Here is a 20,383-nt window from a genome sequence, read left to right as displayed (position 1 = left end):
TTATTTCTCCCCACCTGTTGTCGATACCGCCAGACGGACATTCATTCCGAACTGGGTATTGCCGGCGGCGTCCTCTGATACCAGGGCAAAATCCATCGCCCCTTCGCGCAGGCAGCTCAGCCGCGGGCTTTCCCCGACGCCAACGGCGCCCTTGCACCAGAAACCGAGGCGCTGCACGTAAAAATCACTGATATCGGGAAAGGCTTCCAGCAACCCGACCATGTTGTCGCCCAGGATGGATACCGGGCAGAGAGGACAACCGTCAAAATGGCCGGCAAAGTCCGCCGCCGTGCATCTTCCAAGCCGCGCCTCTGTACGCGCCTCCCCGGCGGAATACCGCACTCCTTCCAGGCGACGTCGTGGATCCCGGTAGGGATTTCCCTGCGGCAGCGGAGTATCGGAGCGCCCCCCCATGGAAGCGAAAAAAGCGGCTTCCTCCAGCACCAGATAGCGACAGCGCAGCGTCGAGTACAGCTGCCCGTGGCAGGTGCGACACTCCACGACTGCCGTCACCATCTGCCGCGCGGAAATCTCGCCTTCGGTCCAGGCAGCAAGCAGGAACTCTTCGCTGTGAGACAACAGGTCCTCCACCGGCGTCCACCGGTATTCGCCTTTTACGGCAAGGTAATAATGCTTGCGCCGGACGGGGTTCCGGTGTGCCGCCGCCAGGCATCCCTGCACCGCCATGATCCGGGCGGTTTCAGAAGTACTGAGCGTATTGGTTTCGCGGTAACGCTGCTGCTGGCGGCGGCAGATGCCGAAAACACGCTCATCGTCGGCAACGATATGCTCGACCGACACATAGGGGCGCGTCTCGCCGATCAGTTCGAGCAGATAGGCGGCATCCCGGCGCGCGGAAGGCCGGTTTCCGCTACGGTTGATTTCACTCTCGGTCTCGGCAACCACAGTCATCGTGTCCCCCCGCCAGCGATGGCAATCGCAAGCTGATTCCGTTCGTGCGGGCCATTGCGACCGCGCTCCGGATTTCACACTGTCGGGATCACCGGGCAAAAACAAGAGAGGCGTAAAAGGCTTCGGCAATCCGCTAAATGCTGAGCATTTCCGGCCGCAGAGCACGCCGGGCGTGTGGGGCGGGGAGGGGCAGAGCTGGGCGCTTTGGCGCAGCGAACTGTTACCTAACTTTGCGAGCGGCCCACTAAGCGCGGCCGGAGAAAATGGCCAGCAATGCCGCCGCTGCCAGAAGGGCGGAAACCGCGAAGATCGACAGGGGCCAGCAAATGGCCGCTTCGCGGATATTGCGCAGCACTACCATTGCCAGCACCGCCAGCGCAACCGCGGCAAGCAGACCATAGGCGATGCCGAAAATTATCCACAGCGGAGACTCCCGGTACTCCACGGTCGCGCCCAGCGCCGAACCGAGCAACACCATCGCCAGCCACAACAGGCCGACCCGGCGGCTGTAGAAGAAGCCCTGCAGCACCAGTGCCGCCAGTGCACAGACGGCGACCAGGGACAGTACAACTGCGCTGATTACCAGCATCGGACGCATCCTTTGTGGATAAAATGTGGATAATGTCGGACTACTTTATCCACATATCACTCACACAAAGTTACTCCACCCCCGGCCGTTTTGCCAGATTGCGGCGCCGTTGAGCCGATAGGCGGTACGGCTCAGTTGTCCGCGGGAGGTGGCAGATCCGGCAGTGTGTCACCGCGGTGCCAGTCCCAGATTTCGCTGGTTCTCCCCTTGAGGTCCATCTGTTTTTTCTGCATTTCCAGGTAGAGTTTGCGGGTTTCCTCATAGCCCGCGATCCGGGTACTGAGGATCCTCGGCCGAAGGAATACCATCAGGTTGGTTTTATCCACCGTCTTGTCGGTGGAGCGGAACAGCCGGCCTATACCGGGAATATCCCCCAGCAGTGGCACCCTAGATTTGGTTTCGGTGACCTTGTCTTCCATCAGGCCCCCGAGCACCAGTATGGCGCCGTCATCTATCAACACCTTGGTGTGTATCTCGCGTTTACTGGTGACCAGATCCGCCGCCTCCCCGGAGGATGACAATACATTTTCAACTGTCTGCTCGAGTTCGAGGGTGACGGAATTGTTGTTGTTCACCCTGGGCGTGACCGTCAGGGTCGTGCCCACATCCTCGCGCTGTATGGTGGTAAAGGGATCGCTGTCGCTGCCGGACGTCAATGTCTCGCCGGTGACGAAGGGGACATTCTGCCCCACCAGTATCTCCGCCTCCTCGTTGTCCAGGGCCATGATGGTGGGCGTGGAGAGAATATTGGCGTTGCTCTCGGTAGCTACCGCATTGATGGCCGCCGTGAGATTGTCGCCACTGATAAAGCCCAGGTTCAGGCCACTGCCTATCAGGGATTCCGTCGCCAGGGACAAGGGGTTGGTCACCGTGATTTCATTGCCATCGTCGTCATAGGTCGTGGTCTCCGCGGCGGAGTTATCGAAGCCGGCAACGGCCCCACTGTCGCCGCCCGCCAGCCAGCTGATGCCGAGGCTGTTGCCATTGCTTTCGCTTACCTCCACGATCAGCGCTTCGATCAGGACCTGGGCGCGGCGCACATCCAGCTTGGCCACCACCCCCTTCATCTCCTCCAGTAGCGAAGGCGGTGCCGTCAGCACCAGCGAGTTCAGCGCTTCATCGGCCTGGATGCTCACTTCCACATCGGCGACCTGCTGGTCTTTCTCAGCTTTCTGGATACTGCCACTCATGCCTTCGAGGATAGGCTTCAGGTCCACCGCCTTGGCGTACTGCATGTAGATCACCGCGGTGTTGCCATTTCCCGAGAGGGGCTGATCCAGTTGGCCGACGATTTTTTTCAGCTGTTGGCGGGTCACCGGATTGCCGGTCAGCAGCAGGCTGTTGGAGCGTTCGTCCACGGCGATTCGCAGCGGCTGCGCCGCATTACCGGAATCGGCATTGCCACCGGATTGCAACAGGCCGCTCAATACCTCCTTTACTTCCCTGGCGGAAGCAAACTGCAGCGGCACCAGTTCAATATTGATGCCCCCGGTGCGGTCCAGCTGGTGAACCAGGTGCACTATCTCATCGATATTCGCCGCGCGCTCGGCAAGAATCAGGGTATTGGTACCCGCATCCGCGGCCAGGTGGCCGGTCTTTGGAATCAGCGGGCGCAGCAGGGCAACCAGTTGTGCGGCAGAAATGTTTTGTACTTCGATCGTCCGCACCACCAGGGATTCCGGCGATACGTCGACAGAGCCATCCACCACCGGAATTCCCTGTTGCCCGGCGAGGGCTTCCGGCACCACCTTCAAGGTGTCGCCCTGTTCGATCAGGGCGAAGCCGTTGACCTGCAACACCGACATGAAAATCCTGAAAGCCTCTTCGCGGGTCATGGGATCGCCGGCGACCACCGTGACCCGGCCTTTCACATTGGGATGCACGATAATGCTCTTGCCGGTGAAATCCGAAGCCCAGTCGATCAGGTCATAGATATCGGCGTCCTGCAAGGACAGGGTCACTTCTTCACGACTCTGTGCCTGCATTTTCCCGGCGCTCTCCGAGCGCTCTGCAGGTTGCTTCGCATAGACCGCAACGGAAACCATCGCCAGCGACCCCAGGCTGATGGGAAACAGAAGCCAATAGAAATTTTTTCGCAGCCCGATACGCAACCGGTACCCGCCCTCGAGACCGGTGCGCTCCATCGCTGCAACAAGACGCGCTTTCACCCGCTTTGCCGCCAACATGGGAAAACCTCTTCAACCGCGGTAAGAGTACATACCGCCACGCGCTTACAGACGTCGGTTGTTCGGGTTTGTTCATGTAAAGGTTCTTTACGTTTGTAAGGATCTGTTGAGGGGCTGGTCGGAGGTAGTGTGGGCAACGGAACACAATGATCGACACAGTGCGGGCGGGCAGAAAAAGTTTCTACAATTGCGCTTCAACCGTTGGCTTTAACGCAAACAATAGATTAGTGCCGAGGAATGACAGTGAATGGAAGGCATTGGCGGCTTTAGAGCGCAATGGCGGTTTCCGTAAAAACCCGGGCGAGGAAAACGCAACCCTGCAGCTGGCGGAATCAAACGTTGAATCGCCAGTCCGCAGGAGTTTTCAAAAAGGAATTACTCCACCGTCACCGACTTGGCCAGGTTCCGCGGCTGGTCGACATCGGTCCCTTTCAGCAGTGCGACATGGTAGCTGAGCAGCTGCAGCGGCACCGTGTACAGGATCGGCGCCAGGCTCTCCGGTGCTTCGGGCACTTCCACTACCGTCAGGCCCGGCTCGCTGTGGAAGCCGGCTTTGGGGCTCGCGAACACGAACAGCTCGCCGCCGCGGGCGCGGACTTCCTGCAGGTTGGATTTCAGTTTTTCCAGCAGTTCGTCGTTGGGGGCCACCACCACCACCGGCATATCCGCATCCACCAGCGCCAGCGGCCCGTGCTTCAGTTCGCCGGCCGGGTAGGCCTCGGCGTGAATATAGGAGATCTCCTTCAGCTTCAATGCACCCTCGAGCGCGATCGGGTACTCGACGCCGCGACCGAGGAACAGCGTGTGGTGCTTCTCGGCGAAGGCCTCGCTGGTGACCTGCACGCGGCTGTCGAGGCCGGTGAACTGTTCCATCAGTTGCGGCAGCCTGTGCAGGGCATCCACCAGTTCCGCCTCGCGCTCCGCCGGCAGGCCGTTGATCCTGGCCAGGGCGATACAGAACAGTTGCAACGCGACCAGCTGGGTAGTGAAGGCCTTGGTGGAGGCGACGCCGATCTCCGGACCCGCCTCGGTCATCAGCGACAGTTCCGACTCGCGCACCAGCGAGCTGTTGGGCACATTGCAGATGGTCAGTGAGGCGAGATAGCCGAGTTCCCCGGCCTGGCGCAGTGCCGCCAGGGTGTCGGCGGTCTCGCCGGACTGGGAGATGGTAACGAACAGGGTACCCGGGCGCACGGCGGCCTTGCGGTAGCGGATCTCGCTGGCCACCTCGACCGAGCAGGGCACACCGGCCCAGTCCTCCAGCCAGTAGCGCGCCACCAGGCCGGCGTGATAACTGGTGCCGCAGGCGACGATCTGCACCTGTTTCACTTCCGGCAGTATCTCGTTTGCGCGCGCGCCCAGTGCCTGGGCCAGTACCGATTTCTCGCCGATACGGCCGGCCAGCGTGGCCTCCACCACTTTCGGCTGCTCGAAAATCTCTTTCTGCATATAGTGGCGGTAGCGGCCCTTGTCGGCGGCATCGTGGCTGCCGTTCAGTTTGTGCACCGGGCGGCTGACCTCCTCGCCGTTGCTGTCGCGCACGGCGATACCGGCAGTGGTGATCTCGGCAATATCGCCCTCTTCGAGGTAGATGAAGCGGTCAGTGACCTGGCGCAGGGCCATGGTGTCCGAGGCGATAAAATTCTCCTCGATGCCGATACCGATCACCAGCGGGCTGTCGGAGCGGGCGCAGACCAGCGCATCCGGTTCATCGGCGCTGATCACACCCAGCGCGTAGGCGCCGTCGAGTTGCTCGATGGCGGCGGTGACCGCAGCCTGCAGGTTGCGGCCGCCCGCGGCCAGCGAATGGATCAGGTGTACCACCACCTCGGTATCGGTATCGGACGCAAACTTGTAGCCTTTGTCTTCCAAATCCGCGCGCAGGGCCTGATAGTTCTCGATAATGCCGTTGTGTACCAGCGCGATATCGCCGGATCTATGCGGGTGGGAGTTGTGGTCCGACGGTGCGCCGTGGGTGGCCCAGCGGGTGTGGGCAATGCCCAGGCGGCCGGCGGCCGGGGCATCGCCCAGCCGCGCCTCCAGGTCGGCGACCTTGCCCTGGCTCTTGCGCAACTGCAGCTGGCCGTCGCCATCCAGCAGGCAGACGCCGGCGGAGTCGTAGCCGCGGTACTCCAGGCGCCGCAGGCCTTCCAGCAGAATTTCACTGACATTGCGCTGGGCCAGCGCGCCGACGATTCCACACATATTTCTCTACCTCTGTTATCTGAATTCCGGTGCAGGCCGGAAATCAAGTGTCTCGTAACGAATCAAACGCGCCTCGGGGCAACTTATGCGTAAGCGCTCACTTCGGCACAGATCACCCGCACCCCCAGCCGCTCGAGCCGGGCGCGGATGTCGTCGTCCAGGTCGCTGTCGGTGACCAGCGCGTTGACCCGCTCCCAGGGCAACTCCAGGTTCGGGATGCGGCGGCCGACCTTGTTGGACTCCGCCAGCACCACCACCTCACGCGCGACCTCCGCCATGATCCGCGACAGGCCGATCTGCTCGTTGAAGGTGCAGGTACCGCGTTCCAGGTCGATGCCGTCGGCGCCGATAAACGCCTGGTCGAAGTCGTAGCCGCGCAGCACCTGCTCGGCCACCCGGCCCTGGAAGGCCTCGAAATGCGGGTCCCAGGTGCCGCCGGTCATCAGCAGCGTGGGCTCGTTCTCCAGTTCGCGCAGGGCGTTGGCCACGTGCAGCGAGTTGGTCATCACCACCAGGCCGCGCTTGCGCTCCAGCTCCGGAATCAGTGCCGCGGTGGTACGGCCGTAATCGATCACCATGCGGTGGTGGTCCGGGATCAGCGCCGCCGCGGCGCGGCCGATGGCGCGCTTGACCTCGGACGGCGCCTCTTCGACCACCAGCTCCCGCGGCACCGGGATGGCGCCGCCGTGGCGGCGCAGCAGCAGGCCGTGGTTCTCCATCGCCGTCAGATCCTTTCGTATCGTAACTTCAGAGGTTTCGAACTGGCGCGCCAATTGTTCGACACTGGCTTCGCCGGCTTCGTTCAGCAGGGCCAGGATCTGGTGGCGGCGTTGCAGGGTGTTGCGTTTCGACATGGATTAACAAGTTTCGATTTGAAACTTAACAATAGCAAATCGAAAGCGGAATTCACAATGGGGATTTGAGCTGACGGGGGAGCCCCCGGATTCCGCTACGCTCCATCCGGGCTACGACAATCCACTCCGCTATCCGATCGGGTAGGGAGATCAGCGTGACAGGCCCTCCATCAGGGCCTTGAGAAAGCGCGCCAGTTCACCGCCGGTGACGGCCCGATGATCGGCGCTGATGGACAGGGGCAGTAGCGGGCGCACCGCCGGTTTGCCGTCGACGACGACGGCGCCGTCGCTGATGCGCCCGGCACCGACAATGGCCACGGTGGGCGGCATTACCACCGGCGTCGCATAGCGGCCGGCCAGGGCGCCGAAGTTGGACAACAGGATAGTGGCGCCCTGCAGGTCCTCGCGGGCAATGCCGGTTTCGCGGGCCCGCCGCTTGTAGTCCTCGACCTGATCGAGCAGCTGTTCATCGGAACGACCGGCGACATCTTTCAGGACCGGCACGAACAGGCCGCGCGGGGAATCCACCGCCAGGCCGATATTGACCGCGTCCGATGCCGCCAGCCGCTCATTTTCGTAGCGCGCGTTCAGGTTTGGCTCCGCCTCGCAGGCGGCCTGCAGCGCGCGGATCAGCCGCAGGGTGGCGGGCTGCTCGCCCCACCAGGCGGAGATATCCACATCGTCGCAGAGTGTCATCGGCGCCACCGAATCCCGCGCGCGGCTCATGGCCAGCGCCATGGCGCGGCGGGCCGGGGCCATTTCCGCCGATGCTCCCGCAGCCGGTTCTTTCGTTTTTCTGGGCTCTTTGTCCTGTTTTTCCCGTAACTTCGGTGACTTTCCCGAAGTTTCTGCCAGACCCCGTACCTCGGCGGCGGTAAAGCGCTCGCCGACCGGTTCGCGATCGGCCAGGTCGACCCCCAGGCGCCGGGCCAGTGCTCGCACGGCCGGTGTGGCCAGCCGGCACGGCACCGGGGTTGGGGCGGTTTCCCGACCCAACACCTCGGTGCTGCGCTGGATTTTGCCGACCACGGTGCCGGAATCTCCCGACTCCGGGCCCCCGGCGGTTTTTCCCCGATCGCCGGTTTTATCCACAGCCTTCTTCGCGCCTGTGGATTTCTCATCGGCGAAGGCGACCAGCGGTTTGCCTACCTCGACGGTATCGCCCTCGGCGGCGTAGAGCTTCTCGACGGTGCCGGCGCGCGGGGAGGGCACCTCCACCAGCGCCTTGGCAGTCTCCACGGTGACCAGGCTCTGGTCGGCGGCGATGCGATCACCCTCGGCCACATGCCACTCGCGGATCACCGCGTCCGGCAGGCCCTCGCCCAGGTCCGGCAGTTCGAACAGCTTCACCGGCCACCTCCATTGGGATAATCCAGCGCCGCGCGGGCGCCGGCGAGAATCCGCTCCACGTCCGGCAGGTAGCAGTCCTCCAACTGGTAGTAGGGCATCACCGTGTCGTAACCGGTGACGCGCTGTACCGGCGCCCGCAGCAGGTCGAAGGCGTAGTCGTTGATCTGCGCGACAATCTCGGCGCCGAGACCGCCGGTGCGCGCCGCTTCGTGCACCACTGCGCAGCGGCCGGTTTTTTCCACAGAGTCGACAATACTGTGGATATCCAGTGGTTTCAGCGTGGCCGGATCGATCACTTCGGCCTCGATGCCCTCTTCGGCCAGTTGCTCGGCCGCGGCCAGCGTCTCCTTGAGTGAGGCGCCCCAGCTGACCAGCGTGATATCGGCGCCCTCGCGCAGCCGGAAACAGCGGTCCAGCGGCAGCGCCTCGCCGCTGTCCGGCACTTCCTGCTTGGCCGCGCGGTAGATGCGCTTGGGTTCCAGGAACAGCACCGGGTCCGGATCGCGGATCGCCGCCAGTAGCAGGCCGTAGGCGCGCGCCGGCGAAGAGGGCACCACCACCCGCAGGCCGGGGATATGCGCGAACAGTGCCTCGGTGCTCTCGGAGTGATGTTCCGGCGCATGGATGCCGCCGCCGTAAGGCGCGCGGTAGACAATCGGGCAGCTCAGGCGACCGCGGGTGCGGTTGCGGAAGCGGGCGGCGTGGCTGAGGATCTGGTCCAGGCCCGGGTAGATAAAGCCCATAAACTGGAACTCCGCCACCGGCCGCAGCCCCTGCGCGGCCATGCCCACGGCGATACCGGCAATCATGGTTTCCGCCAGCGGCGTATCCAGCACCCGCTCGGCACCGAATTTTTTCTGCAGGCCCTCGGTGGCGCGGAAGACACCGCCGTTGGCGCCCACATCCTGGCCGAATACCAGCACCCGCTCGTCTGCAGCCAGTTCGTACGCCAGCGCCTGGGTGACCGCCTCTAACAGCGTGATCTCCGCCATCAGCGCGCTTCCCCGCGGGCAGCCAGTTCGTCGTACTGTTCGTAGAGGGCTTCCGGCAGTTCGGCGTAGAGGTGATCGAAGATGGCCGTGGGCCTGTCTTTTGGGCAATCGCTGTAGGCCCTGACCTCCCGCTCCAGGATTTCCGCCAGTTCCCGCTGCAGCTCGGTTTCCGCGTCCCCGTTCCAGTGGCCTTCGGATTCCAGGAAGCGCGCCAGCCGCGCCAGGGGCTCGCTCTTTTCCGCCTGCGCCAATTCTTCCGGTGGGCGATAGCGGCTGGCGTCGTCGGCGGTGGTGTGGTCGCAGAGGCGGTAGCTCAGCGCCTCGATCAGCGTCGGTCCCTCGCCGCGGCGGGCGCGCTCGGCGGCATCGGCCACCGCCGCGCGCACGGCAATCACATCGTTGCCGTCCACCTGCAGGCCGGGAATGCCGGCCGCCACGGCCTTCTGGGCGATGGTTCGCGACGCCGTCTGGGCGCCGCGGGCCACGGAGATGGCCCATTGATTGTTGTTGATCACAAACACCACCGGTAGCTTCCAGACACCGGCCAGGTTCAGCGCCTCGTAGAAATCGCCGCGGGATGTGGCGCCGTCGCCGGCGCTGGTGACGGCCACCCGGGGCGGTTCGTCGAAGTGTGCGTTTTTGTATTTCAGCGCAAAGGCGATGCCGGCGGCGTGCAAGAGCTGGGTGGCGATCGGGATACACAGCGGCAGGTCCCGCGGCGCGTGTTCGAAGCACTGGCCGCGCTCGTCGCCGCCCCAGATGGCGAGGATTTCCTCTATCTGCACGCCGCGCTCCAGCAGCGCGCCGGTTTCGCGGTAGTAGGGGCAGTAGACATCCTCGCTATCCATTGCCGAGCCGGTGCCGACGCCGATGGCCTCCTGGCCGAGGCTGGAGGGGTAGGTACCCAGGCGGCCAGTGCGCTGCAGTTTCACCGCGCGGTCGTCCACCAGGCGCGCCAGTGCCATCTGCCGGTAGAGCGCCTGCAGCATATCCGGCGTGGCGAAGTCGGGCAGTTCCTGGGTGGCGCGGCCCCGATCGTCGAGATATTGCAGATGGGCAATATCGAAGGACGCGACCAGGTGCATTCTGGGTTTGTGCATCGGGATTTTCCTTTTGGCCCCGATGGAGAAGTGTAATGGACGGGCGGCGCGTGGCCGTTTGGATAGGGTGGGTTATGCCGCCGGATTTCTCATCGGGCGAATCTTGGTGTGCGGATTAGCAGGCTCAGTGGCGGCCCTGCTACCGGGAGCACCTTGTGGGACACGCCGTGCATCCATCCCTGGAGGCTTGTCTGCGAGGTCCCTCTCGCAGACAGTCCCACAAGGTGCTCCCGGTATCAGGACCTTCGCATCGGCATTGGTTTTTCTTGGCCATATGAATAGTTTGATAAGAACAGCGAGGTCAACGCGAAGGCCCTGATGCCGGTGGCTGTTCGCGGGACCGTATGAGACAGGGACGTCGATTACGAGCGTACAGGGATGTATTCACAGGGGGGCGCCCAGCCCGTGTCCCGCGAACAGCCACCGGCAGCAGGGCCGCCCCCAAGCCTGCTTACAACTTCAAATTGAAGTGCCCCGATCAACACGGGATTGGCCCCACATCCGGATTCAGAAACTGGTATCAGGATTTCTTGGTGGGGCGCTGCCAACCACTGATGTTGCGCTGCTTACCGCGGGCCACGGCCAGTTCGTCAGTGCTCACTTCGCGGGTAATGGTGGAGCCGGCGCCAACGGTTGCACCGGCGCCCACTTTGACCGGCGCCACCAGCGCGGTATTGGAGCCGATAAAGGCGCCGTCGCCGATCTCAGTGGTGGATTTGTTCACGCCGTCGTAGTTGCAGGTGATGGTGCCGGCGCCGATATTGACGCCGTCGCCGACGATGGCATCGCCGACATAGGACAGGTGATTGACCTTGCTGCCGCGACCGATCTGCGCCTTCTTGGTCTCGACGAAGTTGCCGACCTTCGCGCCATCCGCCAGATGGGTGCCCGGGCGCAGGCGTGCGAAGGGGCCGATGGTGCAGGCCTGGCCCACCTCGGCGTCCTCGATAATGCTGTTGGCCTCGACGCGGGTACCGTCCGCCAGGCGGCAGTTTTTCAGCAGGCAATTGGGCCCTATCTGCACATCCTGGCCCAGCACCACTTCACCCTCGAATACGCAATTGATATCGATGGACACATCGGTGCCGCACTCGAGGCTGCCGCGCACATCGATACGCGCCGGATCCTGCAGGGTCACGCCGGCGTTCATCAGCGCCAACGCGCGGTTGTGCTGCAGGGCGCGCTCCAGTTGCGCCTGTTGGGCGCGGCTGTTGACACCGGCCACCTCCAGCGGATCACTGGCGCGCACGCCGGTGACGGCGATGTCCTCGCTGACCGAACGCGCAATCACATCGGTCAGGTAGTATTCTCCCTGGGCATTGTCGTTGGACAGCTCCGGCAGCCACTCGGATAGCAGGTCGGCGGGCGCGGCGAGTATGCCAGTGTTCACTTCGCGGATCGCCAGGGTATCCGCATCGGCGTCCTTTTCCTCGACAATCGCCTGCACGCGGCCGGCGTCGTCGCGCACGATGCGGCCGTAACCGGCCGGGTTCGCCATCTCCACCGACAGCAGGGCGGGACCCTTGTCGGACGCCGACAACAGCGACTGCAATGTGCCGGTCTTGACCAGCGGCACGTCGCCATAGAGCACCAATACCGTGGCGCCGCGACGGAAGTTCGGGATCGCCTGGGCCACCGCGTGGCCAGTGCCCAACTGCTCCGTCTGCTCGACGAATTGCACACCGCTGCCGGCAAACTGCTCGCGCACGCTCTCCGCACCGTGGCCGATCACCACCGTGATCTCCAACTCTCGGTCACGACCCAGCTGTTTGGCGGACTCGATGACGCGGCCCAGCATGGGCACACCGCCAATCGGGTGCAGTACCTTGGGCAGGTCGGAACGCATGCGGGTGCCTTTGCCGGCGGCGAGAATGACGACATCGATACTCATGGAAACTCTTTTTTGCGCTGTTTGTTCAAGAATGGCTGCGAATTGTGGCGACTTCGCGCAGTGACCACAAGAAGGAACCTCAAGTTGGCGTGCAGTAAATCCGATTGCCTGCGGCTAGAATGATCCGATCTCACGGGGAGTAAAAAGTTTTGCAAACAGGTCTGGAAACGGCTTTGGAAACAAGGGGACTCTGGCTGTCGATTGTCGGCTGCCTGCTGATGGCCGCACTGGGCTTCGGTTTCGCCCACCTGACCGGCTCCGAGGCCATCTTCCTCGACGGGGTCTTCTCGCTGGTCAATTTCGTCATGTCGCTGGTGATGCTCAGTGTCTCGCGACTGATCCGCCGCAGCGCCGACCGGCGCTTTCCGTTCGGCTACGCCAGTTTCGAACCGGCCTTCAATGTGCTGCAGAGTATGGTGATCCTGGGCGTGATGCTGATGGCGCTGTCCTCGGCTGTGGCCGCACTCTACCAGGGCGGCCGCTCGCTGGAGGCGGGCGTGGCGACCTTCTATGCAGCCATAGCCAGTGCCGGTTGCCTGGCAGTGCACCTGGTCTTGCGGCATATCGCTCGGGTCACCGGCTCGTCGCTGATCGAGGTGGACGCCTTCGCCTGGCTGATGGACGCCGTTCTCAGTGGCGTGGTGCTGTGCGCCTTCGCATTCGTGTGGCAATTCGGCGAGCTGCTCGGCGACCAACTGCCCTATGTGGACGCGTGGATGGTCATCGGCATGGTGGCGGTGATGCTGCCGGTACCGGCGCGGATACTGTACCGCAACCTGATGGAGGTGCTGCTGGCGGCGCCGTCATCAAGGGTTCAGCGGCAGATCCGCAGCGCCTTCGCCGAGGCAATGCAGGATATCCCGGGCCGCCGCTGGTCCCTGAGCATGACCAAGACCGGCCGCTCCCTCTACCTGCACGCGCGCATCCTGGTGGACGACGCCTACCGCGGCGCGCCGGTGGAGCAGGCGGATGCCTGGCGCGAGACGCTCACCGAACGCATGGGCGAGTTCGTGCACGAACAGGAATTCGACGTGGTCTTCACCACCGATCCCGACTACCTGTGAGCTCCCGTATTTCGCTTCCGTTTACCTCACCAAGCCGACAATCGACGCAACTGGATTGCCGCCTGGCGTCAAAGCGGTTAGTTTGACGCGCGCAATTCGATCAGTTGCACAGCTTATCCACAACTTATAAAGACTCGAAAAACCGCCGGCCCACAAGGCACGGCAGGGGGATCTCCAATGACGACTATCAAGCAGGCAGGCATCTGCCGCCGGCTGCTGGGGCTGTCCGCGCTGGCGCTGGCCATGCCACTGTCCGCGCTGGCAGCACCCGCGACGGAAACGACAGAAGAAAAGAAAAAGACACCCGCAGCGGAAACCAGCAACAAACAGCAGGCGGAATCCTGGGATGTGAACCGGCCTCCCTACGCATTCAAGCCAATTAACCTCGACACCACCGAAACCACCTGGAGCAACCTGGATATCAGCCCCGACGGCGACACCATCGTCTTCGACATGCTCGGCGATATCTACACGATGCCGGTGTCCGGCGGCGAGGCCGCGCCGCTGACCAACGAGATCGCCTGGAATATGGAGCCGCGCTTCAGCCCCGACGGCGAATCCATCGTCTTCGTCAGCGACCGCGACGGCGCCGACAACCTGTGGATCATGGACCGCAATGGTGAAAACCTGCGCCAGTTGACCGAGGAAAAGGAACACCTGGTGCACTCGCCGGCCTGGAGCCCGGATGGCCAGACGCTGGTGGCGCGCAAGGGCTTTATGTCCGGCCGCAGCATTCCCGCCGGCGAGATCTGGATGTACCACTACGGCGGCGGCGAGGGGCGCCAGTTGAAGGCGCGCCTGGGCGGCGAGATCGCGCAGAAGAATATCGCCGACCCGGCCTTCTCGCCGGACGGCCGCTATATCTACTACTCGATCGACACCACGCCGGGCACCCGCTGGGAGTACAACAAGAACGCGACCCAGCAGATCTTCGCCATCAACCGCTACGACCTGCACGATGGCAAGGAGGAGACCTTCGTGTCCGGTCCCGGCGGCGCCATCGCGCCGGTACCGTCGCCGGACGGCGAGCGGCTGGCCTTCGTGCGCCGCCAGGACGACAAGACGGTGCTGTTTTTGAAGGACCTGACTACCGGCCTGGAGACCCCCGTCTACACCGAACTGGAGCGGGACCTGCAGGAGACCTTTGGCTCCCACGGCAACTATGTACAGTACGACTGGATGCCGGACGGCGAATCCCTGATCGTCTGGTCGAAAGGCAAGTTCCAGCGGATCGCCGCCGATGGCAGCGGTAGCGAGGAAATCACGGCGCATATCCGCGTCGAAAAGCAGGTCGCGGACGCTGTGCGCTTCCCGGTGGACGTGGCGCCGGAAACCTTCGACGTGAAGATGATCCGCTGGGCGCAGAAATCCCCGGACGGCGAGCAGATCGCCTTCCAGGCCCTGGGCAGGATCTATATCCAGGATGTGGACAGCGGCGAGCGCCGTCGGCTGACGCGCCAGGATGACGACTTCGAGTTCTACCCCAGCTGGTCCCGCGATGGCCGCCGGATCACCTACGTGACCTGGAATGATAAAGGGCTGGGCCATGTGCGCGTGGTCTCTGCCCGCAGCGGCCGCGGCGAGAATATCACCCGCGAGCCGGGCCTGTACGTGGAGCCGTCCTTCTCCCCCAGTGGCGATACCGTGGCCTTCCGCCGCTTTACCGGCGGCTACCTGCTGAGCCCGGAGTACTCGCTGGAACCGGGAATCTACCTGGCGGACGCCGATGGCGACTGGCAGCGCCGGCTGGTCAAGTCCGGCTACGAGCCGCACTTCGGCGCCACCGACGAGCGTATCTATTTCTCCGACCACGGCGACAACAAGCGCCTGCTGAAAAGTGTCGATGTGCACGGCAAGGACGAGCGCCAGCACCTGCACGGCGAGGAGATCACCTCCTTCCGCCTGTCCCCCGACGGCCGCTGGGTGGCCTTTACCCAGGACTTCAAGGCCTATGTGGCGCCGTTTATGCACACCGGCAAGGCCGAGGCCATAGGTCCGCAATCAAAGGCCGTGGCGGTAACCCGGGTGTCGGCGCACGCCGGCGAGAACCTGCACTGGTCCGCCGACAGCCGCACCCTGGGCTGGGCCCACGGGCCGAAACTCTACGAGCGGCAATTGAAAGATGCCTTCGACTTCGTCGCCGGCGCGCCGGATAAGCTGCCACAACCGGTGGCCGAGGGCCTGGACCTGAGTTTCAGCCAGGCATTTGCCAATCACGACCAGTTGATCGCGCTGACCGGCGGTACCGTGGTCACCATGCGCGATGCGGAAAACAGCCGCGAGGTGATCGACAACGGCACCGTGCTGTTCCGCGGCAACCGCATCCTGGCCGTGGGCGCGGCCGGCGAGGTGGAAATCCCGGTGGGCACCAAACGCATCGATGTCAGCGGCAAGACGGTGCTGCCGGGCCTGATCGACGCTCACGCCCACGGCGCCCAGGGCCGCGAGGAAATCATCCCGCAGCAGAACTGGAACCTCTTCTCCAGCCTGGCGTTCGGCGTCACCACCATTCACGACCCGTCCAACGACAGCAGCGAGATTTTCTCCGCAGCGGAAATGCAGAAGGCCGGCCTGATCACCGGCCCGCGGATCTTTTCCACCGGCACCATCCTCTACGGTGCCAAGGGCCCCGGTTACCGCGCCAAGATCAACTCGCTGGAGGATGCCCAGTTCCATGTGGAGCGACTGCAGAATATGGGCGCCATCTCGGTGAAGAGTTACAACCAGCCGCGCCGCAACCAGCGCCAGCAGGTACTGCAGGCGGCGCGCGAACGCGGCATGATGGTGGTGCCCGAAGGTGGCGGCAAATACCAGCACAATATGACCATGATCGTCGACGGTCACACCGGCCTGGAGCACTCGCTGCCGATTGCCAATATCTACTCGGACGTGCAGCAGTTGTGGGGCCAGACCCGGGTCGGCTACACGCCCACCTTCGTGGTGGCCTACGGCGGCCTCACCGGCGAGTACTACTGGTACGACCGCACCGAGGTGTGGAAGAACAAACGCCTGACGACCTTCACGCCGGACTTTATCGTCGAGCCGCGCTCCATCCGCCGGCCGACGGCGCCGGACAACCACTACAACCATTTCGAGGTGGCGAAGCACGCCAAGCAGCTGCGCGACCGCGGCGTGACCGTGCATATCGGCGCCCACGGCCAGCGAGAGGGCCTCGGCGCCCACTGGGAACTGTGGATGATGGAGCAGGGCGGCTTTACCCCCTGGCAGGCCTTCCGCGCCGGCACTATTGACGGCGCCCGTTACCTGGGCATGGACGGCGATATCGGCAGTATCGAGCCGGGCAAGCTGGCGGACCTGATCGTCGTCGACGGCAACCCACTCGAGGACCTGCGCCAGTCGCAAAATATCACCTACACCGTGATCAACGGCCGCGTGTTCGAGGCGCAGACCATGAACGAGCTGGACGCGGAGGCGCGGCTGGCGTTCTTCCACGAGCGGCTGCCGGTCAGCGCCATGCCGGCGCCGACCGCCGAGGCCATCCAGGCCAAACAGGAGCGCCACCACTGGGTGCACTGACCGACAAGCATTTCGGGAACCGGAATCCAGGGGCCGGCGGATACCCTATGTGTCAGGGTAGTTGTCGCCGGCTCTTTTATTGCCGGTTGGCGATATAGCCGTACTTCACCAACCCGACAAATACCGAACCGCCGATGGCGTTGCCCACGGTCGCGATGGACAGGAAGCGCAACACATCCATTGGGCCGACGCCGTTGTCGGTGCCGAACCAGGCGCTGAAAATGGCCACCGCGCCGGCGATACAGTGCGCCAACCCTCCGAGGCCGATGACGAAGGTGATGACGGTGATCACGACGATGCGGCCGATGGTGTCGGTGGAGGAGGCCACCACCCAGCCCAGCAATCCCATCAGCCAGCCGGCAAATACCGCTCCCAGAAACAGGGCATCGGCGCCGTCGGCGGTCATCTTGTCGCTGTAGTAGTCGAAGGCGGCACCGTCGATATGCTGGCTGACGGCAACGAAGCGCACAAAAATCAGGCTGAAAACCAGCGCGCCGATCATATTGCCGCAATAGATCACCGACCAGATGCGCGCCAGGTCTGTCCACTTCTGCTGGCCGTCCAGCACCGGCAGGATGGCCAGGGTCGTATGCTCGGTAAACAGGTCGGCGCGGCCGATAATGACCATCACAAACCCGATCGGATAGCTGAGGGAGATGATGAAGTGCAGCAGCTGGCCGCCCACCAGATCGTGGAAGTGGGTATAGAGCGCCGCCATCAGGAAAAAGCTGAAACCGATTTCCAACCCGGCGGCAATGGACGACAGCAGCAGCGAGCGGTTGTCCCGTTCGTACTCGTGCTGACTGGCCTGCATCTGCTCCTGCAGAATTTCCCGGTCGTTCTTCGGCCTGTCGGATTCGCTGGACATGATCTCTCCGTGCTGGCGGCGACAAAACCCCTGCCACTCAGGAAAGATTAGTTGTCTCTGTGCGAGCCGATACTGCGCGAAATCCCGGATCAGCCGTTGCGGATCATATCCTCGATCCAGGTGCGCACGCGCCGGGCCTCGGCCTCGCCGGCATCCACGGCCTCCGCCGCGCGGGAGAACTCCAGCCCGCCGATACTGCCGACCTTGGGCATGACCAGCACATCCGGCGGCGACCCCATCATGCGCGTGCGCTTGTGGCGCCGCTCGAGAATATCCATGGCCTGGGACATGGTGTCGAACATGCCCGGGGAGACGGCGCGGCTTTTGCCGCGAAAGCCGGGGAACTGGGACAGCTGCTCTTTGCCCTGTTCCAGCCAGCGGCCCAGGCTGATGGCAGTGTGGTCGCCGCTGTCCGCTTCCGCCGCGTAGTCGTCGTCGGTTTCGGTGGGCTCATCGGCGTTCTCGCTGACCACGGCCTTGACCTGGCCCTGCTGCCGGTCCATCAGCGGCGCGCCGTCCTCGGTGACATCGACGGCGATGACACGGGTGGCACCCATGGCGCGACACACATCCACCGGCACCGGGTTGACCACCGCGCCGTCCACCAGCCAGCGCCCGGACAGGGATTTGGCCGACAGCAGGCCCGGTATCGAGCAGGAGGCGCTGACCGCGTCCTGCAGGTTACCCTGCTGCAACCAGATCTCCTGGCCGGTGTGCAGGTCCGTGGCCACCGCGGTCAGCGGCAACGGCAGCTCCTCGAGATTCCGGTATTCAAGAAGGCCTTGAACGGTTTGGTGCCGCCCAGCACCCCGCCGCTCAGTGTCCAGTTGATATCCAGCAGCGAAAAGACTTTCCAGTTGTCCAGCAGCCGCACCCACTCCTCCAGCCTGTCCAGGCAGCCGGCGGAATAGGCCGCGCCGACAAAGGCCCCCATGGAGGTACCGGCGATCACGTCCGGGCGAATGCCCATTTCGTCCAGGACCTTCAGCACGCCGATATGCGCGAAGCCCTTGGCGGCGCCGCTGCCCAGGGCGAGCCCGATGCATGGGGTGGCAGGGGAGCGGGGACTGGCGTTCTTGAATGACACGGGTGCAAATACCGGCTCGAAGATTGTGAAAATAAGGCAGTGTTCAGCCGGCGTCAGCCGTTTCGCCGGCACTGTCTCCCTGTTGGAGAATCGCTTCCGCCCGCGCGCGCACCTCGGCCGAATGGGACCAGGCCAGCACCCGTTCGAGAAAGCCCCTGGCGAGTGCCCGCTTACCGATTGCCGCCAGGTAAAAACCGATGGCGCTGTTCAGGGCGAGGTGGTCGGGCTCGTACTGGTAGGCGGCCATCATGGTCCTGACCGCTGCGTCCTTGTCCCCCCGGTGCTGGTGCGCTGTCCACAGGTAGCGATAGGCCGGCAGATGTCGCGGATCCTGCTCCAGCGCCAGCCCGGCGTATTCTACCGCGCCCCGATAGGCCTGTTCATCCCATTCGCCGGCGGCCAGGCGCCGCTGCAGCCGGTTCAGGTACAGGCGGGACACCTTGGTGGCGGTGTGGTGGCTGAGCCGGCCCAGTCCATCGACATCCTCGAGCAGCTTGTCGCCGGGCTCGAAATCCTGCCGATGGTCCCCGAGAACGGCGATGGCGGCGCGATTCTCCTGCCAGCCGGGCGCGTATCGCTCCGACTGCTGCAGGTACTCCAGCGCCAGGGGCTCGTTGCCCTGGTCCTGCGCCTGTTGTGCCAGCAGGTAGAGGTGCTCGTTGTGCCCCAGGGCCCGGCGCGGAATGGCGTAGTCGTATTCGGGAACATCGAGGCGGAAACCGTAGATATCGTCGCGCATGTAGTCCTGCAGCTCGCGCTCCATGTGATCGATGGGCGTACCGAAGAAGTCTTCAAACACCGTCTCCGGATCCGCACCGTCGGCCACTGCATTCAGGTAACGGCTGTTGGCGGTTTTGTAATCGGGATTGCCGGCGTGCATGCCCAGCTGCACGTAGTGGGTAAACAGCCAGGCGGTGGCGTAATAGTTGTTCCAGTAGCGCCGGCCGTCCCGCTGCAGATCCGGTTTCAGCAACGCGCGCAGGCCCAGCGGGCGGCTCCCGGCTCCGGCCCAGGCGCCGAGCCGCCAGTGCGGCACACCGCCAATCACCACCACATCATCGCGCAACTCGGCACTCGCCAGCAGTTCGGCAAAGCCCTCGGAATACCAGCGGGGATAGGTGATTGCGCTGCGCTCGCGCATCAGGTGGTGCACATATTCGTGAAACATCAACCCGGAATCGGAGATACCGCCGGCGTCCTGGCGGGAAAAGATCACCGGACCGCCCCAGGTCTCGCGGTAGAAACCGGCAATATTGTCCCGGTCGGCGAACTTGCGGAACTCCCGCGCACTGTCGAAATGGTAAACCCGGAGCTTGCGGTTTTCCGGCCTCTCCTCCAGGCCGGTAAAGGAGAGCGCCGCCCGGCGGAAGCGCTCCAGGTCCCGCATCATTTCGTTGACCCGCCGCTCCGGGACGTCGGAATAGACGGTGAAGTTATCGGACTTGTATTCGTACCAGTCACCGGCGGTGGACAGTGGCGAATAAATAACCACAGCCACCAGCAGTGTGAGCAAGGGGCCTGTATTGCGCATACGACAACCTGACTTTGTCCAATACCGCTCAGGATACAGGGTTCGCCGCGGCCTGGGGACCGGATGTCATACTTCTCAGGGTATTTGCCGGAGCTCCTCCGCGAGAGGGGGGCATGGCACCCTGATCATCGGGCCCGCCTGAAACCGTTCGACGTAATCCACACACTTGGGGGCCTCCGGGGCGCCGAATCATATTACTGGGAAATGCTCAGATATT

Annotated in this window: 15 protein-coding genes; 2 read left to right on the top strand and 13 right to left on the bottom strand. The window is 63.7% G+C overall.

Annotated features, from left to right (window positions below; all coding sequences use genetic code 11):
* From MWN76_RS11805 to glmU, 9 genes are all read right to left on the bottom strand, one after another.
* Positions 1 to 1,041, bottom strand: a complete 1,041-nt coding sequence (locus tag MWN76_RS11805; protein ID WP_250461626.1) for a hypothetical protein — start codon at positions 1,039 to 1,041, stop codon at positions 1 to 3.
* A 115-nt stretch (positions 1,042 to 1,156) separates the two neighbouring features.
* Positions 1,157 to 1,501: a hypothetical protein gene (locus MWN76_RS11800; protein WP_250461625.1), complete on the bottom strand. Its 345-nt coding sequence runs from the start codon at positions 1,499 to 1,501 to the stop codon at positions 1,157 to 1,159.
* 131 nt (positions 1,502 to 1,632) lie between these two features.
* On the bottom strand, positions 1,633 to 3,687 hold the full coding sequence (gene gspD / locus MWN76_RS11795) for a type II secretion system secretin GspD (RefSeq protein WP_250461624.1): 2,055 nt from the start codon (positions 3,685 to 3,687) through the stop codon (positions 1,633 to 1,635).
* Between the two features lie 375 nt (positions 3,688 to 4,062).
* Positions 4,063 to 5,892: a glutamine--fructose-6-phosphate transaminase (isomerizing) gene (gene glmS / locus MWN76_RS11790; RefSeq protein WP_250461623.1), complete on the bottom strand. Its 1,830-nt coding sequence runs from the start codon at positions 5,890 to 5,892 to the stop codon at positions 4,063 to 4,065.
* Between the two features lie 83 nt (positions 5,893 to 5,975).
* Positions 5,976 to 6,746 (bottom strand): DeoR/GlpR family DNA-binding transcription regulator, encoded by a 771-nt coding sequence (locus tag MWN76_RS11785; protein WP_250461622.1) that lies wholly within the window; start codon positions 6,744 to 6,746, stop codon positions 5,976 to 5,978.
* Between the two features lie 150 nt (positions 6,747 to 6,896).
* Positions 6,897 to 8,096 carry a dihydrolipoamide acetyltransferase family protein gene (locus tag MWN76_RS11780; protein WP_250461621.1) on the bottom strand — a complete coding sequence of 400 codons (1,200 nt, stop codon included), beginning with the start codon at positions 8,094 to 8,096 and terminating at the stop codon, positions 6,897 to 6,899.
* The gene (locus tag MWN76_RS11775; protein WP_250461620.1) at positions 8,093 to 9,088 is read right to left on the bottom strand and encodes an alpha-ketoacid dehydrogenase subunit beta; all 996 of its coding nucleotides are present in this window, start codon (positions 9,086 to 9,088) and stop codon (positions 8,093 to 8,095) included. The genes MWN76_RS11780 and MWN76_RS11775 overlap by 4 nt, the downstream gene beginning before the upstream one ends.
* Positions 9,088 to 10,188, bottom strand: a complete 1,101-nt coding sequence (gene pdhA / locus MWN76_RS11770) for a pyruvate dehydrogenase (acetyl-transferring) E1 component subunit alpha (RefSeq protein WP_250461619.1) — start codon at positions 10,186 to 10,188, stop codon at positions 9,088 to 9,090. Before pdhA ends, MWN76_RS11775 begins: the two co-directional genes overlap by 1 nt.
* A gap of 520 nt (positions 10,189 to 10,708) precedes the next feature.
* Positions 10,709 to 12,079, bottom strand: coding sequence for a bifunctional UDP-N-acetylglucosamine diphosphorylase/glucosamine-1-phosphate N-acetyltransferase GlmU (gene glmU / locus MWN76_RS11765; RefSeq protein ID WP_250461618.1), 1,371 nt, complete (start codon positions 12,077 to 12,079; stop codon positions 10,709 to 10,711).
* Positions 12,080 to 12,252: 173 nt separating this feature from the next.
* On the opposite strand from glmU, the gene MWN76_RS11760 reads away from it, so the two are divergent.
* Positions 12,253 to 13,143, top strand: coding sequence for a cation diffusion facilitator family transporter (locus tag MWN76_RS11760; protein ID WP_250461617.1), 891 nt, complete (start codon positions 12,253 to 12,255; stop codon positions 13,141 to 13,143).
* Positions 13,144 to 13,320: 177 nt separating this feature from the next.
* Positions 13,321 to 16,680: an amidohydrolase family protein gene (locus MWN76_RS11755; protein ID WP_250461616.1), complete on the top strand. Its 3,360-nt coding sequence runs from the start codon at positions 13,321 to 13,323 to the stop codon at positions 16,678 to 16,680.
* 76 nt (positions 16,681 to 16,756) lie between these two features.
* Here the strand turns inward: MWN76_RS11755 and MWN76_RS11750 are convergent, their stop codons facing one another.
* The 4 genes from MWN76_RS11750 to MWN76_RS11735 form a co-directional block, all read right to left on the bottom strand.
* Positions 16,757 to 17,548 carry a formate/nitrite transporter family protein gene (locus MWN76_RS11750; protein ID WP_250461615.1) on the bottom strand — a complete coding sequence of 264 codons (792 nt, stop codon included), beginning with the start codon at positions 17,546 to 17,548 and terminating at the stop codon, positions 16,757 to 16,759.
* 89 nt (positions 17,549 to 17,637) lie between these two features.
* Entirely contained in the window at positions 17,638 to 18,294 is a 657-nt protein-coding gene (locus MWN76_RS11745) for a patatin-like phospholipase family protein (RefSeq protein WP_250461614.1), read from the bottom strand.
* Positions 18,285 to 18,635 carry a patatin-like phospholipase family protein gene (locus tag MWN76_RS11740; protein WP_250461613.1) on the bottom strand — a complete coding sequence of 117 codons (351 nt, stop codon included), beginning with the start codon at positions 18,633 to 18,635 and terminating at the stop codon, positions 18,285 to 18,287. Before MWN76_RS11740 ends, MWN76_RS11745 begins: the two co-directional genes overlap by 10 nt.
* A gap of 43 nt (positions 18,636 to 18,678) precedes the next feature.
* Positions 18,679 to 20,166 carry a tetratricopeptide repeat protein gene (locus tag MWN76_RS11735; RefSeq protein ID WP_250461612.1) on the bottom strand — a complete coding sequence of 496 codons (1,488 nt, stop codon included), beginning with the start codon at positions 20,164 to 20,166 and terminating at the stop codon, positions 18,679 to 18,681.
* Positions 20,167 to 20,383 lie beyond the last annotated feature (217 nt).

It is taken from the genome of Microbulbifer litoralis (genome assembly GCF_023634065.1).
In the GTDB taxonomy this organism is placed as follows: domain Bacteria; phylum Pseudomonadota; class Gammaproteobacteria; order Pseudomonadales; family Cellvibrionaceae; genus Microbulbifer; species Microbulbifer litoralis.
The sequence above is the reverse complement of the archived record's forward strand: the minus strand, read 5'-3'. Positions and strand labels throughout refer to the sequence as shown.